The following is a 23,177-nucleotide window of genomic DNA, read 5'->3' as shown; positions in this document are numbered from 1 at the left end:
GTCTCGCGCCGTCAATCCGCTGCCTCGCGATCAACCCGTTCGAGTGCAACCGTCGCGGCGATTTGCTGTGCCCGCCGCTTGCTGCGCGCCGTCCCCTCTCCCCAACTTTCATCCCCGATCAGCACGTGGACCGTAAAGCGATTGTCATCGCCGTCGATATCGGAGTTTCCCGTGCACTCGTAGGTGGGAAAGGCGCCAGTATGAGCCATGACCCACTCCTGGAAGCGCGTCTTCGCATCGCGCTGAAGCGGGAATGCATCCTTGCTGAGCGCGCTCTCGAACACCCGGTGCAGCAAGCGCTCGACCGGGGCGAGTCCGCCGTCCAGATACATGGCTCCGAGGATGGCCTCGACGGCGTCCGCCAGGATGCCCGGCTTGGTCGCTCCCGCCGATTGCCTTTCGGTGCGCCCGAGTCGAAGATACGGCCCGATCCCCAGTTCGAGGGCCAACTTGGCAAGCGAGCGCTGCTCGACCACGTGCTGCAACGCCAGCGAAAGGTCGCCCTCGCTCCAATCGGGATGGGCGCGGTAAAGCGCGTGGGCCACCACCAACCCGAGGATCGAGTCGCCCAGGAACTCGAGTCGCTCGTTGCTCTCGCCCACGTTCGATTCATGGGCATAGGAAGCGTGGCGAAGCGCCGTCTCGAGCAGCGAGATGGAACTGAATTTGTGATCGAGCACGGCTTCGAGATCGCTGGCCGCGGGCCAGGCAGGCTCACCCTCATCAATGGAATCTGTTGCGCTCACGCTTGCCATCCACTCATGCCGCGGAGTCACCGATCCAGCCGCCGCCCAGGACTTCTTCATTGAACTCGGCATCGTAGAAGACCGCCGCTTGCCCCGGGGTCACGGCCTGTACGGGTGCCTCGAACTCCACCCGAACACGGCCGTCCGCTTCGACGTACAACATGGCCAGCGCCGCCTCGTGTCGATGGCGAATCTGCACCCGCGCGCGCAGGGCTTCCCGGGGCGGCTCGCCGCTAATCCAGTTCACGCGATCGATCATGGCCGTCAGCGCATCGAGTTCTTCACGATCCCCCACGATGATTCGACCCGTCTGCGCATCGATGCGGTTCACGTACAGCGGTCGGTTCGCGTGATCGATTCCCAGACCGTGGCGCTGGCCCACGGTGAATCGATGGATGCCGCGATGGCGCGCGAGGACTGAACCCTTGGCATCGACGATCTCGCCCTCGAGTTTCTTGGCCTCGGGCCGGACTGCTTCGACTACGGCAGCGTAGTCCCCGTCGGGTACGAAACAGATTTCCTGGCTCTCGGGTTTGTCCGCCGTAGCAAGGCCCAATTCTCGCGCCAACTTTCGCACCTCATCCTTGCTCATCTCGCCGAGCGGAAACCGCGCCCGGGCCAGTTGATCCTGAGTGAGTTCGAAAAGGAAGTAACTTTGGTCTTTGCGTCGATCCCTCGCGCGAAACAACCGCGCTCGAGCGTTTTCGGGATCGTGTTCAATGCGCGCGTAGTGCCCCGTCGCCACCGAGGTCGAGCCGAAGACATCGGCCCTCGTCATCAGATGTTCGAACTTGAAGCGGGAATTGCAGGTGACGCACGGGATGGGCGTACGTCCGGCGAGATACTCGTCGGCAAATGTTTCGATGACTTCCTTTCGAAATTGTCGCGCGTAGTTGGCGACGAAGAAGCGAATGCCCAGGGTATCGGCCACCCGTCGCGCATCATCGGCATCCTCGAGGGAACAACAACGCGAGGCATCTCCCGACAACCGCATCGTAACACCAATGACTTCGTAGCCCTCTCGCGCGAGCATTGCGGCGGCCACCGACGAATCCACGCCACCCGACATGGCGACGACGAGTCGCTCGCGCTGCGGTCGATCAGGGCTGTCGGAAGTCATTGTCATCGTGGCACTCTCAGGCCGGCTGTTCTGTGGTGTCGCTACGGTGTCAAAGCTGGCCGGGGCGAGAACTTGCCAGATCTCCGGGCGAATCGCCCGCCGCCCGTACTTTAGCAACCTGGATCTCCAGGATCTCGGCGGCGCGGTCAACCTGCGCGTTGTCGATGCCCAGTCCCACGCTTAGACGCAGAGAAGCCAGGGCCTGTTCCGGCGTGCGGCCCATCGCCGTGAGCACATGGGAGGGGTTGATCGAGCCGGAGTGACAGGCCGCTCCCACGGACACTGCGACCCCTTCGAGATCCAGGGACTGAAGCAGGATGTCTCCCGCCACCCCCACAAATTCCACATTCAGGGTGTTGCAGAGCGTCGATTCTGGGTCGCCGTTGCGCCGCACATCGGGAACTCTGTCCCGCAGCGTTTTCCACAGCCGGTCGCGCAGCGCGGCGTACTGCTCGATCCGCGCTTCGAGATCCTCGCGCGCCCGTTCGGCGGCAACTCCGAGCCCCACAATACTGGCCACGTTCTCGGTGCCCCCGCGAAAGCGACGCTCCTGGGGGCCACCCCGAAGCAGCGATGTGCAGGCCGCGCCCTCTCGAACCACCAGACAGCCCATGCCCTTGGGTCCGTTGAACTTGTGCGCCGAACAGGCGAGAAAATCCGCCGGGACCCGCGAGAGATCGACCGGTGCTTTACCGACAGCCTGGGTCGCGTCCACATGCAGCAAGACTCCAGCGGCTTTGACCCGTTGGGCGATCTGCTCCATCGGCTGGATCACGCCGGTTTCGTTATTGGCCCAGATGATCGAAACCAACTTGGTCGGCGTCTCCAGTGCGGCGTCGAGGGCCGCGAGATCAATCAGCCCATCGCTCCCCACTTTCAGTCGACAGACTTCGACTCCTATTTTCTCGAGCCACTCGAGCGGAGCCACCACCGAAGGGTGTTCGACCTCGGTGGTCACGATCTTGCCCGGAACCCCGTCGAGTCCGAGCAACACCGTATTGTTTGCCTCGGTCGCACCTCCGGTGAACACGATTTCGGCGGGACTCACACAGAGGCACTGCGCCACCTGATCGCGCGCGCGGTCGACCCATCTGCGGGCGGTCGCACCTTCTTCGTGGGTACTCGAAGGATTGCCGTGACCGTCGCGCAGAATCGGAATCATCGCGTCGACGACACTGGGATGCAGGGGCGTCGTGGCGTTGTGGTCCAAATAGATTCGTTCGCTCATGCTGAATTCCGTGTGGTGGCCGGCGGAAGTGGCTCCGGGATCTTATCGAGAATTTCCGCCACGGTGTGAGATGCCGCATAACTCGCAGTGGCGCGATCTAGATCTCCGATCATCTCACAAACGACCCGATTCAGGGGCGTCTGCAGTGCTTTGTCAAGTTCGCCCCGCGAACCTCGGATCGCCTCGAGCAAATCGCTGACGAGAATTCGCTCGGCGGGACGACCGAGTCGGTAGCCTTCGTCGTCTCCCTCGAGGGCGCAAACGCTCAGGATCCCCTGGGCCTCGAGCAGGCCGAGCACTTCGCGCACGGCTCGCACCGACGCCCCGACGCCGTTCGCCAGTCCTTCCGCGGTTGGGGCCGCCGTGTCGTCTCGAAAACCGCGCGCCACTTCGACGGCAAGCTGGAGTCCCAGGGTTTCGACCTCCGCGGCATTCAAGGATCCGCTCTGTACTTCCAGCCGATAATGATCTTGGTTCTGATGGGCGAAGCTGAACTCCGCGCCGAGCAAGATGATCGCCCAGCACACGTAGAGCCACGAGAGGAGTAGAGGCAAGGCCGCAAAGCCGCCGTACAGCGCGTTGTACCGTGCAGCGCCAACGCTGAGCCCGACGAAGGTCTGCTGGGCCACGGAAAAGAGCACCGCCGCAAGGGCTCCACCCAAAATTGCCGACTTTGCATTCACCCGGGTATTGGGAAAGAACCAATAGATAAACGAAAACCCAACCAACAGAAAGAACTCCGGTGCATGCCGCAGGCCCTTTTCGTAGAACAGCGCAAAACCGGGCACCTCGAGCAGCCAGGCCACGGCGGGATCGGATTGGAGGGTGGCGCCGAGCGACATGGCGACTCCCGTGAACAACGGCGCGACGACGACGACGGCGAGATAGTCGGAAAAGCGCCGCGCGATGCCGCGGTCTTTGCGCACGCCCCAGATCGAGTTGAGAGTCTTCTCGAGATGGCGCAACGCAAGAATGGAAGAGATGAAGAGAACGGCGGCCCCAAAACTCCCCAGGCCGACGATGTCGGCGCTGCCGAGCAGCTTCAACATCGTCGCCTGCGCGTCGGGACTTCCGGCAGCGATGTACCCGACCGCCGTCACTGCGAGCGTATTGTTCGGATCGAACAACTTCACGATCGAGATAGCGACCGCCAGCAGGGGAATCAACGAAAGCGCCGTCACGTAGGTCAGCGCGCTCGCCCGCAGCAGGAGATGATCCCGCACGAAGCCCTCGCAGACCATGATCATCAGCTGAAGTGCTCGGGTCGCAAAACCGACGAACGAACCCGGGCGCAGGTCGATCTGCCACAGATCGTGCACCAGAAAGCGTCTCACCCGTGCAATCGAGATGCGGTTCGGGATGTTCATCGCGCCCCTCCCACCTCTACCCAGCCAGCCAGACCCTCGATCGTCTTGGGTCCAATCCCGCGCACCCTCGCGAGTTCTTCGACAGAGGCAAACTCAGCCTCTTCCCGCGCCCGAACGATGGCCGCTGCACGACTGGGTCCGATGCGTGGGAGCACTTCGAGTGCCCTGGGGTCGGCGTGGTTCAAGTCGAGGGCGAGCCCGAACAGAAGACGCGCGGGACCGCGCAGGTTTTGCTCAAGGCTCGGATCCGGTACACAGCTCACTTCGGTCGTCCAACCGTCTACAGAGGCTGCCTCTCGCGGTTGAGGGCATTGCGCATACACGGGAACGCTGTCGCCGCCGAAGCCGGAGTAGAGAAACAAGCCCGCTCCCAGCCAGAGCGCAGTCGTTGCTGCGCCCGCGCGCGCAAAGGCCTTCGGGAACGACATGTCTACTCCGAGACGGGGTCCGCCGCACCATTCTCAACAAACTCCGCGTGGAGGGAGCGCAGTGCGAGTTCGGCGTACTTCTCTTCGATCACGACAGAGATCTTGATCTCGCTGGTACTGATCAGCTGAATGTTGATGCTTTCATCAGCCAGCACGGTAAACATGCGCGTAGCCACTCCGGCGTGATCCTGCATGCCGAGCCCCACGATCGAAATCTTGGCAATCGATTCGTCACCCTCGACGTCGCTCGCGCCAATCTCCAGCGAGGCGGCTTTCGCGATTTCGAGCGCCTTGCCGTATTCCGCTCGGGGCACGGTAAACGTCATGTCCGTGGTGCCATCGCTCGAGAGATTCTGCACGATCATGTCGATCACGATCCCGGCCTCAGATAGCGGCGTAAACAACTTGCCCGCGATACCGGGATGATCTTTCACGCCCTTCACCCGGATCTTCGCCTCGTTCAAGTTTTGCGTTACACCCGAAACCACCAGTCGCTCCATGACATCCTCCTCGCGCACAACCCATGTCCCCTCGTCGGATTTGAAGCTCGAGCGCACGTGGATCGGCACCCCGTAACGAGTGGCAAATTTCACCGAACGAATCTGCAGCACCTTGGTACCGAGACTCGCCATTTCGAGCATCTCCTCGTAGGAGACGGTGTCGAGCTTGCGCGCGTTGGCGACAATCCGCGGGTCTGCTGTGTACACGCCGTCGACGTCTGTGTAGATCTCACAGACATCGGCCCCGAGCGCGCACGCAACCGCCACCGCGGAGGTATCCGACCCGCCCCGTCCAAGGGTGGTGATGTTTCCGTCTGAATCCACGCCCTGGAATCCGGCGATTACGGCGATGTTGCCGTCGTCGAGTACCGCGCGCAGGTTATCGCAATTAATTTCGCGTATGCGGGCTCGACCGTGGGCCGAATCGGTGAGCATCCCCATCTGGGACCCGGTAAACGAGCGGGCTTCGAAACCGAGTCGGTGGATCGCCATGGTGAGCAAGGCGATGGTCTTCTGCTCGCCGGTCGAGACCAATGCGTCCAATTCGCGCGGGTCCGGCCGATCGCCGCCCACTTGGTCGGCCAGCGCGACGAGTTCATTCGTCTCACCACTCATGGCCGACACACAGACCACGACCTGATTGCCCGCTTGTTGGGTCGCGACCACGCGCTTTGCGACGCTGCGGATTCGATCCGGATCCGCCACGCTGGTCCCACCATATTTCTGAACGATGAGTCCCATCGATCCGGTTCCCTCTGTTGCGTTCGCGACCCCGGGGCTAATCCCGGCTGTACTGTTTCGCGGATTCGATCGCGCTTTCCCACGGCTGCGAGTCGCGCCATGAGCGAAGCACGCTTCGGCTCACCGGTCCCAACGCGACGACGCGAACCTCGCGCGGGAATTTCTCGCCTGTAGTCGTGGGGTGCGGGGCCTCGTTCTCGCTGCTGATCTCGCGATCGAGCTCAATCTCCATCCGATCCGCTGGCAACGCATTGGGAAAGCGGTCTCCCCATTCGATGGCGAGAATCGCCCTGAGTGCCAGCAGGTCGAGGAACCCTACCTCCTCGAGCGCCGTCTCGCTCTCCAGGCGGTAGAAATCCATGTGAATCAACGGGGGCCCTGCCTCGGCGCGGTACTCGTTGACGATGGCGAAGGTGGGACTGGTGACGGAACTCGGGTCCAGCCCGAGCCCCTCTGCGAGCCCCTTGACGAACTGCGTCTTGCCGACGCCCAGTGCGCCGGAGAGACTCAGCACCAATCCCTCATCGGGCAGAATCCGGGCGAGCGCATGGGCAGCGCTGCGGGTCTGCTCAGGTTCCAGGGAATGGAAGGAGAAACGAGAATCCTCGCTCGTCACGACGCGCCTCCGACTCGCGGCCAACCGCTTCCACAAGCTCAGGTGAAGTGCCGCGCAGGGACTCGCACGTTTGGGGAATCTCGTCCGCGAGTTCACTGGCCAACAGGCCGCTATGTCCGGCGCGCCGGGCCAGGCGGTCGCCCGCGTCGCCGTGAATCCAGGCCGCGAGGGCAGCGGCATCGAAGGCGTCCAGACCCTGGGCCAGGAACGCCGCCACCATGCCGGTCAACACGTCTCCCGTCCCACCAGCAGAAAGCTCCGGCCCACCTGTCGGATTGATCGCCAGCCTGCCGTCGGGGGTCGAAATCACGCTGCCGGCTCCCTTCAGCAAGACCACGGCGCCGGTGGACTCGGCCAGCCGACGTGCCGCAGACACGCGATCCCGGTTGATCTCTGCACTGGTCATGCCGAGCAGGCGAGCAGCTTCTCCCGGATGTGGAGTGAGGACCGTTGCGGCGCTCCGGGAGATGAGAATAGAGGTGAGCCCCGGTTCGCTGGCGAATGCGTTCAGGCCGTCCGCATCGATTACGAGTGGTTGCTCCACGAGCTTCGCAAGCTCGCGCATCAGACCTGCGGTTTCGTTGTTTTGACCCACACCCGGACCCATCGCAACGACGTCCCGTTCGCCCGCCAAGGAAACGAGTCGCGAAATTGCCGCAGCGGCAAAGCTGTGGTCGTCGGTGTCGGCGACCGGAACAGTCATCGCCTCTGTGGTCTTGATCTCCAGAATTTCACCGATGCCCGTTGGACATGCCAAAGTCACCAGGCCAGCTCCGGCCCTCGCCGTGCCGAGTGCCGCGAGATGCGCAGCGCCAGTCTTGCCCCGGGATCCCGCGACCAGCAGCACGTGGCCATAGCTGCCCTTGTGGCCCTCGGCGGGGCGCGCGGGGAGACGTGCTGCGCAGGTCGCTCGCGTCCATAGTTCGCCGCGGGGCACCAGCTTCGGGGCCTCGTCGGCGATGCCAATACGCGCAAGGTAAATACGACCCGCGTGGCTACGTCCCGGTTCGAGACACAGTCCAAGCTTGGGCAGACCCAGCGTGACCGTCTCGTCGGCCTGCACCGCAACCCCCATGACTTGCCCAGTGTCGGCGTTCAGTCCCGAAGGCAAGTCGACGCACACGACCGTGGCACCGTTTTTCCGGGCGCGATTGATGCGACCCACGGTCTCACTCGCCGAGCCCTCGAGCAGGCGAGACAGACCGGTTCCAAAGAGAGCGTCCACCACCACGCCGCCCCTGGGGACGACCCAGTCGGCATTTTGCACCGGAACCCCAACCGCCAACATTCGCCTGTGATTGTTGGCCGCGTCCTCGGGCAATCCCTTCGCTTCGCAAAGCAAGACCGCGAATACGTCGATTCCGAGCAGATGCAGGTGGCGCGCCACGACAAAGCCGTCGCCTCCGTTGTTCCCTGCCCCGCAAATCACCCCGACCGGGGCCTCGCCACCTGGGTTCTTGGAAAGAATCGCGAGCACGCGATCCGCGACCGCGCGTCCGGCGGTCTCCATCAAGATCTCGCCAGAAACCCCGAGCGTCGAAATGGTGTGGCGATCCAGCGCGCGCATTTCAGCCGCACTCACCAGAGACAGCGCCCGATTGGAAATCATAGGCCCTCTCTTCGCGTCACCCTTTCGCTTCTGTTCGGCCCAATTCTGAACCCGCAAACGAAATGGATAAACCGCAGGGACGTACGCAGATTGGCTTCAAGCCGCGAGAGCGCGGGCAAGTTCTTCCGCCAGACGCTGCGCAATTGCCTGAACGTTGTCTTCGCTTTCGCCCTCGACCATGATCCTGGCCAGGAGTTCGGTGCCGCTGTAGCGGATCAACACACGACCGCGGTCGCCCAGCTCCGCTTCGACTTCTCGAATGGCCTGCTGCACGCTCGGCAGCGATTCGATCGGCTTCTTTTCCACTACGCGAACACCGAGCAAGACCTGGGGAAAGCGCTGGAAGCCCTCGATCAATTCCGAAAGCTTTTTTCCAGTCCGTGCCATGATGCTCAGAACCTGGAGCGCAGTATTCAGGCCATCGCCAGTGCTGGCGTGGTCCAGGAATATCAAGTGGCCCGACTGCTCGCCGCCCAAGTTATAACCGTGCTCTCGCATGGCTTCGACCACATAGCGATCGCCCACCTGGGTGCGGCGCAGTTTCAGGCCCTGGCCTTCGAGGTCTTTTTCGAGGCCGAGGTTGCTCATGACCGTCGCGACCACGCCGCCGCCGCGCAGACAACCGCGGCTGTTCATGTCCCGCGCACACAGCGAGAGCAACATGTCGCCGTCCAAAACCTTTCCCCGTTCGTCGACCAGGACCACCCGGTCTGCATCCCCGTCGAGCGCAATCCCTATATCGGCACTGACTTCTTCGACTCGCTCGGCCATTTTTTCAGGGTACAGTGAGCCGCAATCCGCATTGATGTTGCGACCGTTGGGTTCGATCCCCATGCTGTGAACGTCCGCGCCCAATTCCCACAAGACCACCGGGCCCACCTTGTACGCCGCGCCATTTGCGCAATCGAGCACGATGCGAAAATCGTTAAGGTCGCGATCCAGAGGAAACCCGCTCTTCAGCTTCACTATGTAGCGAGCGGCGGCGTCATCGATACGCCGAGCGGCCCCCAATTGGTCCGATGTCGCGAGCCCGGCACGCAGCTCTTCCGAACCCAACAAATCTTCAATGCGCCTTTCGATCGAGTCGGCGAGCTTGAAGCCGTCCTGACCGAAGAACTTGATCCCATTGTCCTCATAGGAATTGTGGCTCGCGGAAATCATCACGCCCGCATCGCAACGCATGTCGGTGGTGAGGAACGACAGCGCCGGAGTGGGCATCGGCCCCACCTGAAGCACATCGACACCCATCGAGGTAATTCCCGCCGCCAGGGCATCTTCGAACATGTATCCGGAAAGCCGAGTGTCCTTGCCGATCAGGATGCGGTGTTTGTCTCGCCCGCCGCGCCCGCGAAACACAAATGCGATCGCCTGGCCGAGCGCCAGTGCCACCTCGGCGGTCATCGGATAGACGTTCGCCTCGCCCCGGACGCCATCGGTTCCAAACAGCTTCTTGCCGGTTCTGCTCATGATTCCTTCAGCGATTCTTCGGCGGTCTCGGAATCGAGTTCCTCGACCGGTTCGGGCGCAATGTGCAGCACCACGCGCACAGCTTCTTCCTTTTCCATTCGGACTGTGCCCGCACCGAGCAACAGGCTGACTTCCCGTTCTTCATTGGCGTTGAGGCCGGTCAGATCGATGGGCTCGGTTACGACTTCGCGCAGTCTCAGCACGTGCCCGCGCGCACCGGTCAACCAGACGTGACTGGGCAGGACTTCGACGCGTTCGAGCACATAGCCCTCGGGAAGCGTACCCGAGGTATCGACTCGAATCCCCACGGCCTTGCGGCCCCGGGGCTCGAAGTGGATGAAGATGCGAGAGGGCGATCGACTCACGATGCGCGCACCGCGGGGCAATACGACATTGGAGACATCGACTTCGAAGTCGGCATCCCCGGGTTTGCTCCCCGAAACATCGATGGGATAGCGAAGCTTACTGGGATCAACGTTTCGCAGGGCAGCCTGACTGCCCATGATTCGCACGTTGATGTGCGTTGGAGTCTGGTCGGTCACGACCAACTCCTCGCTCATGGCCTCGAGTTCGACCGGAACATCGTACGCGCGCTCGATCGACGAAGCTCCGTGAGCCAGTCCCCAGAGAATCACTGCGATGACCAGCGCGAGCGCCAGTGCCCCGGGGCGTAAATTGGTCAGACGATGCGACATGTGATGGTTACGACCGCCTCCCCTCTCTGCCTTTCTCCATGCTTGCTCTTTGCCATTGCCCTGCCAATTCATCGTACCCGCTAGCTAGATTCCCGAACGATTGGATTCGAGTCCCGGATCGCCCGCATCCGCAACCTCGAGCGGACGCGCGATTTCCTCGATCGTCGGGAGTTCGCGGCGTTCGTTGACGAGAATTTCGCGCAACGCCACGCGCAGCTGCGGGGCATCGAGTCCGCGCAGCATCTCGCCCGCCATGACGATCGAGATGGTTCCAGTTTCCTCGGACACCACGATCACCACCGCGTCCGTTTCCTCGGTGATCCCGACCGCCGCTCGGTGCCGAGTCCCCACGCCTTCGGGCAAGTCCGCTTTCAACGTCAGCGGGAGGATACAACCCACGGCCGCGATGCGACCGTCCTGAATCAGTGCAGCGCCATCGTGCAGAGGAGAAGATGGCGCGAAAATCGACGCGAGCAGGTCCTTCGTCACGGCAGAATCGATTCGGGTACCCACCTCGACCTGGTCAGCCAGAGCGCTCTCGCGCTCGAGCACCATGAGCGCACCAATTTTGCGGCGGGCCAGGGTCTGCGCGGCACGCACCACTTCTTCGACGATCTGCGACTCTTGTTGTGCGGAGACCACCGGAAAGAATCCTCGACCCACCCGCGCGAGCGCCCGCCGAATGTCGTGCTGAAACAGCACGACCATGATCAGCGGCGCGTTGTTCAGGAAGTTGTCGAGCACGATCCCCACCGCGACGAGTTCAAGGGATTTGGATGCCAGGCTGGCCGCCATCAGGACGATCAGGCCGACCAGGATCTGCACGGCGCGGGTGCCGCGAATCAGCAGCAATAGCCAATAGATTCCGGCGGTGACCAGCATGATGTCGATCGAATCGCGGAAGGGATCGAAGTCGAGAGCGAATTGCGCCCACGAATCCGTCAAGTATGCCCACAGATACTGAATCACCTGAGGCCCCTCCTCGCGCCGATCAGCGCCTCGTCCCTACTCGTTCGAGCCGCGCATTCAGCTAGCTCGGCATCGGCTCCGGATCGGGAACGTTCCCACCGGAAAATCCGCCACTCGGTTCAGATTCCGACTTCTTGTCGGTCCCCTTGGCAGACTCATCTTGAATGATGTCTTCGAGCGGAGGGAGCTCTTGGTTGTTTAGCAGCAGGTCGAGGTCAGCCGTTCCCAACGTTTCTCTTTCGAGTAGCGCGAGGGCGATGCGATCGAGCACATCGCGGTTGTCGACCAGCAGCTTGAGGGCTTCGTCGTATTTTTGGCGCAGGGTAGAGGATACTTCTGCGTCGATTTCTTCGGCCTTCTTCTCGCTGTAATTCTTCTGCGACATGATGTCGCGCCCGAGGAAAACATCAGAGCTGTTTTCGCCGTAGCTGACCGGGCCCAAAAGATCACTCATGCCGTACTGGCAGATCATTTTACGCGCCCAGGTGGTAGCCTGCTCGAGATCATTTGAGGCCCCTGTCGAGAAGTGACCAAAAACGAGTTCTTCCGCCGCCCTGCCCCCCATGGCGTGACGGATTTGCGCGTGGAGCTGGACCTTGGTCAGGTTGAAACGATCCTCGACCGGCATCGTCTGGGTCACCCCCAGTGACATACCGCGTGGGATGATCGTCACCTTGTGGACGGGATCCGATTCTTCGGGCGTGAGCAAGCAAATCAGCGCATGCCCCGCTTCGTGATAGGCGGTAATGCGCTTGTCTTCATCACTCATGATCAAGCTGCGGCGCTCTGTCCCGAGCATGACCTTGTCCTTGGCGTCCTCGAAGTCCGAGTGGGCAACCCGTACCGCATCGCGGCGCGCCGCGAGCAGTGCGGCCTCGTTGACCAGGTTCTGTAGATCTGCGCCGACCATCCCCGGAGTTCCTCGGGCCTGGATATGGAGATCGACATCGTCGGCGAGGGGAACCCTGCGGGTGTGGATCTTGAGGATTTCGTAGCGTCCGCGAAGATCGGGCCGACCGACGACCACGCGTCGATCGAAGCGCCCCGGCCGCAACAGCGCCGGGTCGAGCACGTCCGGACGGTTGGTTGCCGCCACCAGGATCACGCCTTCGTTGCTCTCAAAACCATCCATCTCGACCAGCAGTTGGTTCAAGGTCTGTTCGCGTTCGTCGTGTCCGCCGCCGAGACCCGCGCCGCGGTGGCGGCCCACTGCGTCAATTTCGTCGATGAAGATGATGCACGGCGCGTGTTTCTTGCCCTGAAGAAAGAGATCCCGCACTCGCGATGCGCCCACGCCCACGAACATTTCCACAAAGTCTGAACCCGCAATCGCGAAGAACGGAACCGAGGCCTCCCCAGCCACCGCACGCGCGAGCAGGGTTTTGCCCGTCCCTGGAGGCCCTACCAACAACACGCCCTTGGGAATCCGGCCGCCGAGACGCGTGAACTTCTTCGGCTCTTTCAAGAACTCGATGATCTCCTGGAGTTCCAACTTGGATTCTTCGATGCCCGCAACGTCCGCAAACGTCACCTGGATATCGTTTTCCGTGAGCATCCGAGCTTTCGACTTGCCGAAGCTCATCGCCTTGCCGCCGCCGGATTGCATCTGCCGAATGAAAAAGATCCAGAGCCCGATGAACAGCAACAACGGGAACCACATGATCAGGATTTGGCGCCAGAAACTGCCTTCGTCCTTGGGTCGGGCCGAGAAGCGAACGTCGTGCTCGCGCAACAAGACGATGAGTTCCTGGGTCACGACCGGGGCGAAGGTGGTGAACTCACTCCCGTCGTTGAGCCTCCCCTTGATGGCGCCCTCTTCGATGACCAAGCTCTCTATGTTGGCGTCTTCGACGTTGCTCAAAAACTCGCTGAACGCGAGTTCGGGCGGTGCGACCTCGTCCTGATTCAGCATGGTGACGAGCAGCAAGATGACGACGAGGATGACTACCCATAGCGCCATGTTCTTATAAAATTGCTGGTTCACGTAGTCCCCTGGCGCTTCGAATTCATTTCACTCGGCTCTTCACCGCTCTTTTCACCGCTCTCTACCACTCTCTACCACTCTCTAGGTACCGACATGTACCGGCGAGCGGACCCCGAAAATGCTCGAAATCCCGCCCCGACTCGGCTGTCCCTACTATGGGAATCGGTCCACAAAGCCCCCGCCTTGAATGGATGCCAACCGATTGCGATGGGTTCGATTTTTCATCCCCGGAATACCGCGGCAGCAGCGGGGCTGGCTGAGGCTTTCTGCTTCCAACTGGCCGAACTAGCAGCACAACTTGCGAGACTAGCATGGCGCGGGCCGCATTACCCGAATTAGGCGGATTCCGGATTTTTCCGGTAGAGGAGAAGGTGCTGTCGGGTCCTGAGCAAGCGCAGTCCCCCCGGCAATTCCACCTCGCGTCCTCCGGGAGCGCTCACTCCCTCGCGCAGGAATGCCAAGGTGCGCTCAATGTGTACCCGACTCAGGTCGCGACCGGCCCCGAGTTCGTGAAATGCGCGTACCACCAGCCTCCGCGCGAGCGCTTCCGGAACCTCCCCCCAACCGGCCTTCGGGATCTTGATGCGCTGCTCACTGTCGATCTCGAAACGATTGCGAAACTCGGCTTCGACGAGATCGGCAATCCATTCCGCGTCGCGTCGGTGTGATTCAGCCAGCTGCCCGAGCGTGCGCGCAAGTTGCGGGTTGAAGGCTTCGGACAGCGCAGGTAGCCAATCGCGACGAACGCGGTTGCGGGTATACCGGTCGCTCGCGTTCGAACTGTCCTCGCGCCACACGACTCCCGCGGCCTCAGCGTACGCGCGGATTTCCGCCAGGCTTGCCCAGAGCAGCGGCCGCACGATCAAACCGTCGCGACTCGATTCCGCAATCCCGCCCAGTCCATCGGGCCCGCAACCCCGAAGCATCCGCATCAAGACGGTTTCGGCCTGGTCGTCCAAATGGTGTGCGGTGGCGATGCGATCGGCGGCGAGCGTTTCGGCCATTGCTTCCAACGCTTCATATCGCAGCGTCCTCGCCGCCTCTTGTGGGGTCGGCCGGCTGCGACTCGAATGTCCTTCGCGAGCCGATTCCACCTCGATCCGAGTTACCCGACACGGCAGTCCCAAACCCACGGCCATCGCCTCGACTGCTTTTTGATCCCCTTCCGATTCCGCCCCGCGAAGCCCGTGATTGACATGGCCCACCGAAACACGAAGACCGCAAGAATCCGTCACAGCCGCCAATGCGTGAAGCAACACACTCGAGTCCAACCCACCGGACACAGCCACGAGAATGTGCTGCCCCCTCAACCCCAAGGACTCGACCGCTTGCTCAATTTTCCCAAGAACCGCATCCATGGAAAGATTCTAGCTTCAATCCCCACACGCACCGGCTCGAGCCAGCACCCTGGCAATCCACCCCCAATACAGTTACTCCTCGCAGCCGTGTCCCCCACCGATCGTTCACACCGCCCACTCGCCGACCCCGCGACCGCACACGCAACCCACAATCCGGGTAGCTGGATCTCCCACTGGGCCGAGCTCGGCGGCGAGCGATGCGCCCTCGTCTTCGAGCGCGAGGGCCGCAGCTACACCCGTTCCTACACGGCCTTCGAAGACGACGTCGCAAAGCTCGCTCAGCTCTTTGTCGAACGCGGTGTCGTCCCCGGAGATCGCATCGCAATCCTGCTCGACAACCATCCGGCATACCTCGAGGCGGTTTTCGCCGGCGCGAGGATTGGCGCCATCACGCTCCCGATCAACACGCGACTCGCAGCCGCTGAACTCGAGTTCATTCTCGCGGACGCAACGCCCCGGTTGGTGCTTTCGGATGAAAAATCCGATGCGTTGCTGGACCGGGTTCCCGGCGCCGCAATCGATCGCATCTCGGTTCCCCGGGACCCGGACGACTGGAGAATCCAACTTCGGGCGACCTCGCCCCTGCACGACAACCTCCCCGTGCGCGCCGACGATCCGATGCTGCTGATGTACACGTCCGGTACCACCGGCGCGCCGAAGGGCGCCCTGCTCCCCCACCGCAAGGCGCTCTTCAACAGCCTGAACGCCGAAGGCTGCTTTGCAATTCAAGCCGACGATCGCTGCCTCGTGGTCACCCCACTCTTCCATTCCCTGGGACTGCACATCTTGTCGCTTCCGATCTTTCACGCCGGAGCCTGCGTCGTCTTGCAATCGGGTTTCGACGCCGAGGCGGTACTCGAGTCGATCCCGCGCCATCAGATCACCTACATGGGAGGCGTGCCGACCCACTATGAGCGGCTGCTCAAGCGTCTACAACAATCCGCGCCGTCGCACTTCGACCTGAGTTCGCTGAAGTTCCTCTTTGCTGCCGGCGCTGCCGCCTCGATCCAGACCATCCGCGCCTTCGCCGAACGGGGCGTGATTCTCAAGCAAGGGTACGGCCAGACGGAAACTTCCATGCTGTGCTGTCTGGACGTGGACCAGGCGCTGCGCAAGGCCGGGAGTGTGGGGCGACCGCTCGAACATCTGGAACTGCGGGTGGTGAATCGCAAGAGTCTCGCGGGAAGCCCTGCCAACTGGGAAGACGTCGCCGCGTCCGGGGAAGAAGAACCCGGGGACATCTCGCAAGTTGGCGAAATCGTCGTGCGCGGTCCCATCACGATGTTGGCCTACTGGCGCCAGGAAGAAGCCACCCGCGAAACCTTGCGCGAGGGCTGGCTGCTGACGGGAGACCTGGCCCGCATCGATCGCGAAGGGTTCATCACCCTGGTGGGTCGCTCGCGAGAAATGTTCATCTCCGGCGGCGAGAACGTATACCCGGCGGAAGTAGAGGCCGCCTACCAGAAACATCCCGCAATTCTCGAAATTGCCGTCGTCGGGATCCCCCATGACGAGTGGGGAGAAGTCGGCTCCGCGTACGTAGTGATGGCGGCGGAATGTGACTGCGACCCACAGGCACTGCGCGAGTGGGGGCGGGAAAAACTGGCGAGCTACAAGCTTCCGCACAGTTTCCATGCAGTGGCTTCGCTACCGAAGACGGCCTCCGGCAAGGTTCAAAAACACCGACTGGGTTGAGTGTACCGCGCGCGGCTTTATCCGATGAAACAACGGGCTGCTAGCTGCGGAAGTAGTCGAAGACCGGATCGAGGTGGCCGCGGACGTATTGTTCCATCGTCTCGACCTGCTCCGCGTCGAAGTAGTCCGCGTAGCCGCCGACCTTTCCGCGCCGCACCTTGAAGGAGTCGGGGTCGTCCGGATTCTTCGGACTCAGGCGCTTGTTGTTGAAGAAATTCGTGCGCTCGAGTTCCTTCAGGTTTTCGAAGTCGGCGAACTCGACCGCCTCGGCGATCTCCTGCTCCGAAAACGGCTCATCGAGGAACCGGGACACCCGGCCCAGACCCCGCACCGGGTCGGCCCGGAGGTCTTCGTAGCGAACGACCAACGCATGCCCGTGCGCGGCCATGATGGGCGCCCACCCGTTCAGGTACTCGACGATGGACGGCAGGCCGATGGGCCCGCTCATCACGAAGTCGAACATAGACGCGTCGCGATCCACTCCGTAGAGCTCGACCTTGCGGTCACTTGCGCGCTTGGTCGACTGAAAGTACTCGGAGACCGCGACGTCGCACGGATTCCTGACGAGAAACACGATGCGCCGGTCGCCGAAGCTGCGGCTCCATTCCGCGTCCTCGAAGCGCTTCCGCAGGTATTGGCCGTGGGTAAAGTAGAACGTCGGGATCTCGGCGTTTTGTCGATGAAAATTGTCGAACTCGAGCAGCTGGGCTTCTTCGAGGCCGTAATGCTGCTGGTAGAGCCGCGAAAGCATGGCCCGCAGCCAGGTGCGACCGCTCTTGGCGCGCGAGAGCACCATTGCGTCGCAGGCACGGGCGTCCTGCCCCTCGCGCCACGCGCGATAGCGATGAGAAACCCACAACCGGGCTGGTTTGGGGATCAGAGAGGCTGCCACGGCCTCGCTGGTGGAGGTCTCGAGGTCTGTTCGCGACATCTCCGGGGGAGCCTAGCAGACGGACATCCGATTCGTCGTCTCTAATCCCGAGCGCAAATCGTGCGGTTCGGACTTGTCCGGAAGCCCGGCGACGCCACGAACGGGGCGAATGCCGGACGGTCCGTATTTCGCAGCCAGTCGGCTGGCCACCCCGCAAGACGAATTATCGTCCTATGTCGGGAACTTGAGTGGTAGCGGTGGCTGGACTTGAACCAGCGACCTACGGCTTATGAAGCCGTCGCTCTAACCGACTGAGCTACACCGCCAGAAATTTCCGACCCCGCTCCGAGGCGGCGCGAACACTAGCGCAAGGTCGTCGCCCGGCGAGCCATGGCTCGCAAAATCTCTCGGGCACTACGGTTTTGCGGATTCGACCGAGGCGGAGAGATTGGCCACGGCCTTTTCGAGGTTCCGAATGCGCTCCTCGAGTTGCGCAGTCGCATCGGAATCTCCGCCGGCGGGCGGCGGGGACGCGACATCGGCCTTGGCCACGAATCCCTCGATTGCAAAGCGCCCCACTTTGCCGACTAATTCGTCGAGATCTGCAATGACCTCTCCAATGCTCCCGGTGTGGACGAAAATCTCGCGCAGAGAATCGCCCTCGAAATCCTCCCGCGTAGAGACGCATTGCATGTCGAGACTGGCGCCGGCGCCAAAGCGCGTAAACGAGCCAAAGAGCACGTACTCGACTCCGACCTCGAGTCCCGATTCGATTGCTTCGGATCGCCGGGTGGTTGCCGCTGCGAGATCGTCGATGCGAACGACTTCAAATCCGCCGGCCTGCTCGATTCTCGACGAGAGCATGTCTGCCAATCCGTTGCGCAGGTAGGTCGGGTCGTCAGCACTGTGCACGACGATGGGCAAGATCGCGATCCGCACCGGTCCCTCGCCCTGGGCGAGACTTGCCGCGACCAGGATCAGCAGCGCGGCGCTCGCCGCGGCAATATTCGATGTTCGTTTTTGCAGAACAGATTTCTCCAAGTTGCGACCGCTGCTGGCGCGAGGCTGGGGCGCCGAACTGCGAAGAGCGATGCGCAGCCCGATGCCAGGGCGCGCGAAGTGTCTGTCATCGGGCGTGGGGCGTCAAGCGGAGGGCAGTTCTGCGGAACCGATTGGGGCTTTGACTGGCAGCCGAACCCAGAAGCGCGACCCTTCACCGGGACGACTTCTCACCTCGATCGAGCCGTCGTGATCGCGCACGATTCGATCGGTAATCATCAATCCCAGACCCGTTCCCTGATCGGGATCCTTGGTGGTGAAGAAGGGATCGAAGATCCGCTCGAGATTCTCTTCGTCCATCCCGATGCCCGAATCCTCGACGAGGAGACACACCGTCTCGCGTTCTCCATCCCTGTCGAGGGACACCCGAATGGCGACTTCTCCCCCTTCAGGTGTTGCCGCGATCGCGTTGCATACGAGGTTCAGCATGACTTGCTGAAGGTGCGAACTCACGCCAAAGACCGGCGGCGTCCCGGGCTCACAGTCGAGCACCAATTGAATGCCCGCGTCCTGCACTTCGGCCTGAAGTAACACCGCAACTTCTTCAGCCATGGTCGAAAGACACACCTGGCCGGGTTCGCCGCGCTCGGTACCCCCGTGAGCCAGTCGCGACATGCTCGAGACCAGCCCGCGGATGCGATCCAGTTCGGTGCAGGCCAGCTGGTGATAGGTCTGCCAAAACTCCGTGTCGTCGGGGGTATTGCGCTTCTCCGGGGCCAACGAGAGAAAGGTCTGAATCGAGACCAGTGGATTGTTGATTTCGTGAGCGAGGCCGGCCGCCAGGGTGCCGAGGGTTCCGAGCCGGTCAGCGCGTTGCACGTGGTGCTGGGCTGTGCGCAGGGCCGCGACGATGCGCGCGTTTTCGATCGCGATCACTGCCTGGGTCGCGATGCCTTCGAGCAACATCTGGTCGTCGGCCCCGAAGCGTTTGCCACCGCTGCGATTGTCTATCGCCAGCGCACCGATCACTCCGCTCGGACCGCGAAGCGGGACAACGAAGATTTCGTCTGCCGACACTTCGGTCAGCCAGTCGCGCAAGACGCGAGGGATATCCTGCGCTTGTTCGGCGCGCAATGTCCGCGTCGAACCGCGTTGGAGATCTTCGATGAACTCGCGTGCGTTGCTGCGGCGGATTTCGAGCTTCTGTATTTCGACGGCGACCTCGTCGCGAGGCTCCGCCCCGGCCCAGCGGAGTCGGTCGCCCGATTCGTCGAAGAACAACAGTGCCACGCCGTCGAATTCCAACTCTTCGTGGATAGCCTGCAGCAATACATCGATCACTCGCTCGAGATCCAGTTCCCTATGTAAATTCCTCGAAAGCTGGTTGAGCTGCGTGAGTTCCCGGATCAGCGAATCGCGCTCGCGGTCCAGGGCGTAGGCTTCGATTCCGCGTCGCAGGGCCATGCCCAGATCATCAGGAGACCAGGGCTTGGCGATGTAGCGATAGATGCTGCCATCGTTGATCGCGACGCCCAGGGTTTCTGCGTCCCCGTAGGCTGTGACCAGCATGCGAATGGTCTGGGGATCGATCTCTCGCACGCGTGCCAGGAACTCAACGCCGGTCATCCCCGGCATTCGCTGGTCCGACAACACGACGGCGATCGGGTTGTCGTTTAATATTTCGAGGCCCTCTTCTGCACTCGCCGCCGTCAGGATCTTGAAATCTCGTCGGAAGGTCAGCTCGAAAATTCGCAGGTTGTCGGGTTCATCGTCGACGTAGAGCACCGGAAACTCGCGATGGTCCATCAGACGCAAAGGACTAGGCCGCATCAACGCCTCCCCTGCGCACTCGTTCACTGCCCTCGGCTCGAACCCATTGATCACGGTGTCCGCGGTGTCGACTCAGCCTATCCACTCGTTCCCCTCTAGGAATGCAACGCGCGCGGAACGCGGCAATTGCAGGTAAATCTTTCGGCTGAAAACCCGACTAGATTGAGGCAAACCACTGGGCATCCGCGGGACAAAACCCGACGCTCAGCATGGGGATTTGCGATCGAGTCGATCGCATACAGTGCGACTGGAATTTGATCGAACGAGCGGAACGCGCTCAGACCGAAGCGGCGCTGAGCGCCAGCTCGAGTGCTTCGGACAAGGCTTCGAGCCCGCGATCATTGTGCAGCACCTGGTCGCTGATTTTCTCCACGGCATCGAGCTGCTGCGCAGCTGGATCGGCACTCCCGAGCTCTCGCGACTCGAGCGCACGCAGTGCTTCCAGGGTTTCGGGATCACCTACCCGTCCCCGCGCCTGCATGCGATCAAAGCGCACTACTTCATCGGCCGTGACCCAGAGCAAGAGGAAGGGCTGCCCTCCGGCGCGCAGTGCATCGACCTCGGCGGGATGACGAACCGAATCGATCGCATAGTCACGATCGCCCTGCATCTTTGCGAGCAGTCGTTCGCCCAGGACCCCGGCTCCCCCCTCGGCGCGTAATTCGCGCCCGGTCTCGATCATGCGCTCGCGACTAGGCTCGAGCCCCCGCTCGCCGAGAACATCGCGGATCACGTCGGACAACGAAAACGCCAGGTAGCCCTTGGCTTCCAGGAGTTTGATGACTTCGCCCTTGCCGGCGCCGTTTCGCCCCGCCACACCTACGATCATGCACGGACACCTAGTGCTTTGAATCGTGCGGGTCAAGCGCGGGAGCGACTCCCCCACCCATTGCGGGGCTCCAACGGCTCTGGCAGCCTGCGCTCCCATGCGAGTCTTCTTGACCGGCGCGTCCGGATTCGTGGGAAGTCGATTCATGCCCCGCTTGGTCGCGGAAGGCCACGAAGCCTTTGCCGCGGGGGACAACCTCGACATTCGCGACCTCGACCCGTTCGAGGCCGAACTCGTACGGGTAGCCCCCGATGCAATTGTTCACCTCGCCGCCCAAAGCTCGGTCGCAGCTTCCTGGCGCGATCCGGTCGACAGCTTCCGGGTCAACTACCTCGGAACACGCAATCTGATCGACATCGTCGAACGACGCATGCCCAGCACTCGCGTCCTCCTCGTGGGTACCGCCGACGGCTACATGACCACCCGGGCAGACGCTCTCGCCTACACAGAAGAAAGCGGCTTGCGGCCGGGCTCGCCCTACGCCCGCACCAAGGTCGCCTGCGAGTTGCTCGGTGCCCTCGCAACCGAGCGCGGCCTGAACATCGTGCGCACCCGCTCATTCAATCACACGGGAGCCGGCCAATCCGACACCTTCGTCGCCTCGAGTTTCGCCCGACAGATCGCAGAAATTGCAGACGGTATCCGCGAACCGAGAATGACCGTGGGAAACTTGGAATCGGTGCGCGACTTTCTCGACGTCGAAGACGTCGTCAGCGCATATATCTTGCTGCTCGACCCCGCAATCGAACCCCAAGTCTTCAATGTCGCGAGCGGCATCCCGCTGAAGATTGCGACGCTGTTGGAGACACTGATTGAGCTTGCGGGAATTGATCCCGAAGTCTCGATCAACCCCGAATACTTCCGGCCTACGGATAAATTGGTAGGAGATCCGGCGCGGCTACAGAGCGCTACGGGGTGGCGACCGAGAATTGCGTTGCGGGAGACGTTGGCGGGACTGCTTGGAGGGTGGCGTGCGGGGCGTGGAGGGTAAGGGCTTACGCGCTGGTGGGGTTGGGTTGTTGCGGGGCTTTGAGGATGAGGCTCGGGGGGCTTGCTTTACTGGGCTTGTTGCCATTTGCGCAATGAGGGAAAGGGCAGTTTCGGGAGTGGTAGCCGTTGATGGGCATTGCGGTGGCGCGGACAGTGGGTGAATGAAAGTTTACGGGTTGTGGTTGTATTTATTTTGTTTATCTGACGCATTATTAGGTTGGTAAGGGCGATGGTTTCTGCTACAGTAGAGGCATGGCAGTAATCAAGCAGCTCGAACTCGCTGACTTCGTCATGCAGAAGCGCATGACCTCTGGGCATGGCGGCCCGCGCAAAGGGGCTGGTGCCAAGCGGTTGGTGCGGGGCCAAGTGCCTCATCGACAGCGATCTAATTTCAATGAACTCACTCCTGCCCATGTGACGTTGCGCGTTGTAAAGGGGCTCTCGAACCTTCGGCAACGATCACTCGTGATGGAAGTGCGGAAGACCTTCGCCCAGGGGTGTGAGCGCGGCGACTTTCGGTTGGTTGAGTATTCCATCCAGCACAATCATCTTCACATGATCGTTGAGGCCGAGTCTCAGGATGCCCTCTCCCGGGGCATGAAGTCGATTGCTGCTCGGTTTGCATTGGCTGTGAATCGTGTCTTCAAGCGCACCGGTAAGGTGATTGCAGGCCGTTATCATGTTCAGCTTCTCACGTCCCCCACACAGGTGCGAAACGCGCTTCGCTACGTACTTCTCAATATCCGAAAGCACTTCAAACAGCGGAACGGGCATGCGCCGCCGGTGAAGATCGACGAGGCCTCTTCGGGCAGCCAGTTCGACGGCTGGCGCGCAAGCTCTGAGAGCTTGCGAGTGAAGGCAGCCACTCAGGAAGTAGTAGGAGTCGCCAAGGCAGCAAGCTGGCTCCTCAACAAAGGCTGGCGCAGACGCGGTCTAATCGACCTCTCCGCAATACCTGGCTAAAAACTCTCCCCCACCCCAACCCTCTCGCCGACGCCCACCCCGTCCGCACTACCAAACCGCCCTTTCCCTAACCGCCCAACGGGCAACCAAGCCGGGTAGAAGGATCCCCCCGAGCCTCACTCCCAAAGCCCCGTAACTAAATGAAAGCGTCAACGCCTCGCATGGAATGACC

The 23,177-nt window shown here is 61.9% G+C and carries 20 protein-coding genes and 1 tRNA gene; 3 read left to right on the top strand and 18 right to left on the bottom strand.

The window, feature by feature from the left end; genetic code table 11:
• Window positions 1-11 precede the first annotated feature (11 nt).
• From rnc to tilS, 13 genes are all read right to left on the bottom strand, one after another.
• Complete coding sequence (gene rnc, locus IH881_09865) at window positions 12-746, bottom strand: ribonuclease III (GenBank protein ID MCH7867991.1); 735 nt, start codon at window positions 744-746, stop codon at window positions 12-14.
• Between the two features lie 13 nt (window positions 747-759).
• On the bottom strand, window positions 760-1,872 hold the full coding sequence (mnmA, locus tag IH881_09860) for a tRNA 2-thiouridine(34) synthase MnmA (GenBank protein ID MCH7867990.1): 1,113 nt from the start codon (window positions 1,870-1,872) through the stop codon (window positions 760-762).
• Between the two features lie 43 nt (window positions 1,873-1,915).
• Window positions 1,916-3,094: a cysteine desulfurase gene (locus IH881_09855; GenBank protein ID MCH7867989.1), complete on the bottom strand. Its 1,179-nt coding sequence runs from the start codon at window positions 3,092-3,094 to the stop codon at window positions 1,916-1,918.
• On the bottom strand, window positions 3,091-4,461 hold the full coding sequence (locus IH881_09850) for a YihY family inner membrane protein (GenBank protein ID MCH7867988.1): 1,371 nt from the start codon (window positions 4,459-4,461) through the stop codon (window positions 3,091-3,093). The genes IH881_09855 and IH881_09850 overlap by 4 nt, the downstream gene beginning before the upstream one ends.
• Entirely contained in the window at window positions 4,458-4,889 is a 432-nt protein-coding gene (locus IH881_09845; GenBank protein MCH7867987.1) for a helix-hairpin-helix domain-containing protein, read from the bottom strand. Before IH881_09845 ends, IH881_09850 begins: the two co-directional genes overlap by 4 nt.
• 2 nt (window positions 4,890-4,891) lie before the next feature.
• The gene (locus tag IH881_09840; protein ID MCH7867986.1) at window positions 4,892-6,130 is read right to left on the bottom strand and encodes an aspartate kinase; all 1,239 of its coding nucleotides are present in this window, start codon (window positions 6,128-6,130) and stop codon (window positions 4,892-4,894) included.
• Window positions 6,131-6,167: 37 nt separating this feature from the next.
• A complete protein-coding gene (gene tsaE, locus IH881_09835; GenBank protein ID MCH7867985.1) occupies window positions 6,168-6,746 on the bottom strand; it encodes a tRNA (adenosine(37)-N6)-threonylcarbamoyltransferase complex ATPase subunit type 1 TsaE in 579 nt (192 codons plus the stop codon).
• Window positions 6,700-8,355: an NAD(P)H-hydrate dehydratase gene (locus IH881_09830; GenBank protein ID MCH7867984.1), complete on the bottom strand. Its 1,656-nt coding sequence runs from the start codon at window positions 8,353-8,355 to the stop codon at window positions 6,700-6,702. Before IH881_09830 ends, tsaE begins: the two co-directional genes overlap by 47 nt.
• Window positions 8,356-8,451: 96 nt before the next feature.
• Complete coding sequence (locus IH881_09825; protein ID MCH7867983.1) at window positions 8,452-9,822, bottom strand: phosphoglucosamine mutase; 1,371 nt, start codon at window positions 9,820-9,822, stop codon at window positions 8,452-8,454.
• Window positions 9,819-10,517: a hypothetical protein gene (locus IH881_09820; GenBank protein MCH7867982.1), complete on the bottom strand. Its 699-nt coding sequence runs from the start codon at window positions 10,515-10,517 to the stop codon at window positions 9,819-9,821. The genes IH881_09825 and IH881_09820 overlap by 4 nt, the downstream gene beginning before the upstream one ends.
• Before the next feature lie 84 nt (window positions 10,518-10,601).
• Window positions 10,602-11,486, bottom strand: a complete 885-nt coding sequence (locus tag IH881_09815) for a TIGR00159 family protein (GenBank protein ID MCH7867981.1) — start codon at window positions 11,484-11,486, stop codon at window positions 10,602-10,604.
• A 61-nt stretch (window positions 11,487-11,547) separates the two neighbouring features.
• Entirely contained in the window at window positions 11,548-13,446 is a 1,899-nt protein-coding gene (ftsH, locus tag IH881_09810) for an ATP-dependent zinc metalloprotease FtsH (protein MCH7867980.1), read from the bottom strand.
• 359 nt (window positions 13,447-13,805) lie between these two features.
• On the bottom strand, window positions 13,806-14,828 hold the full coding sequence (gene tilS / locus IH881_09805) for a tRNA lysidine(34) synthetase TilS (GenBank protein MCH7867979.1): 1,023 nt from the start codon (window positions 14,826-14,828) through the stop codon (window positions 13,806-13,808).
• An 87-nt stretch (window positions 14,829-14,915) separates the two neighbouring features.
• On the opposite strand from tilS, the gene IH881_09800 reads away from it, so the two are divergent.
• Window positions 14,916-16,523: an AMP-binding protein gene (locus IH881_09800; GenBank protein ID MCH7867978.1), complete on the top strand. Its 1,608-nt coding sequence runs from the start codon at window positions 14,916-14,918 to the stop codon at window positions 16,521-16,523.
• Window positions 16,524-16,563: 40 nt separating this feature from the next.
• On the opposite strand, the gene IH881_09795 is transcribed toward IH881_09800, so the two are convergent.
• The 5 genes from IH881_09795 to IH881_09775 form a co-directional block, all read right to left on the bottom strand.
• Window positions 16,564-17,454 carry a sulfotransferase domain-containing protein gene (locus IH881_09795; GenBank protein MCH7867977.1) on the bottom strand — a complete coding sequence of 297 codons (891 nt, stop codon included), beginning with the start codon at window positions 17,452-17,454 and terminating at the stop codon, window positions 16,564-16,566.
• Window positions 17,455-17,643: 189 nt separating this feature from the next.
• A tRNA-Met gene (locus IH881_09790) sits at window positions 17,644-17,720 on the bottom strand.
• Between the two features lie 88 nt (window positions 17,721-17,808).
• The gene (locus IH881_09785) at window positions 17,809-18,435 is read right to left on the bottom strand and encodes a hypothetical protein (protein MCH7867976.1); all 627 of its coding nucleotides are present in this window, start codon (window positions 18,433-18,435) and stop codon (window positions 17,809-17,811) included.
• A gap of 102 nt (window positions 18,436-18,537) precedes the next feature.
• A complete protein-coding gene (locus tag IH881_09780; protein MCH7867975.1) occupies window positions 18,538-20,223 on the bottom strand; it encodes a response regulator in 1,686 nt (561 codons plus the stop codon).
• 277 nt (window positions 20,224-20,500) lie between these two features.
• The gene (locus tag IH881_09775) at window positions 20,501-21,199 is read right to left on the bottom strand and encodes an AAA family ATPase (GenBank protein MCH7867974.1); all 699 of its coding nucleotides are present in this window, start codon (window positions 21,197-21,199) and stop codon (window positions 20,501-20,503) included.
• Here IH881_09775 and IH881_09770 point away from each other — a divergent pair.
• Together IH881_09770 and IH881_09765 are read left to right on the top strand one after the other, a co-directional pair.
• Complete coding sequence (locus IH881_09770; protein ID MCH7867973.1) at window positions 21,198-22,043, top strand: GDP-mannose 4,6-dehydratase; 846 nt, start codon at window positions 21,198-21,200, stop codon at window positions 22,041-22,043. The two genes, IH881_09775 and IH881_09770, sit on opposite strands and share 2 nt — an antisense overlap.
• A gap of 251 nt (window positions 22,044-22,294) precedes the next feature.
• Window positions 22,295-23,005 (top strand): transposase, encoded by a 711-nt coding sequence (locus IH881_09765; protein MCH7867972.1) that lies wholly within the window; start codon window positions 22,295-22,297, stop codon window positions 23,003-23,005.
• Window positions 23,006-23,177: the final 172 nt, after the last annotated feature.

The organism is Myxococcales bacterium (assembly GCA_022563535.1).
Lineage (GTDB): Bacteria > Myxococcota_A > UBA9160 > UBA9160 > UBA4427 > DUBZ01.
The sequence above is the reverse complement of the archived record's forward strand: the minus strand, read 5'-3'. Positions and strand labels throughout refer to the sequence as shown.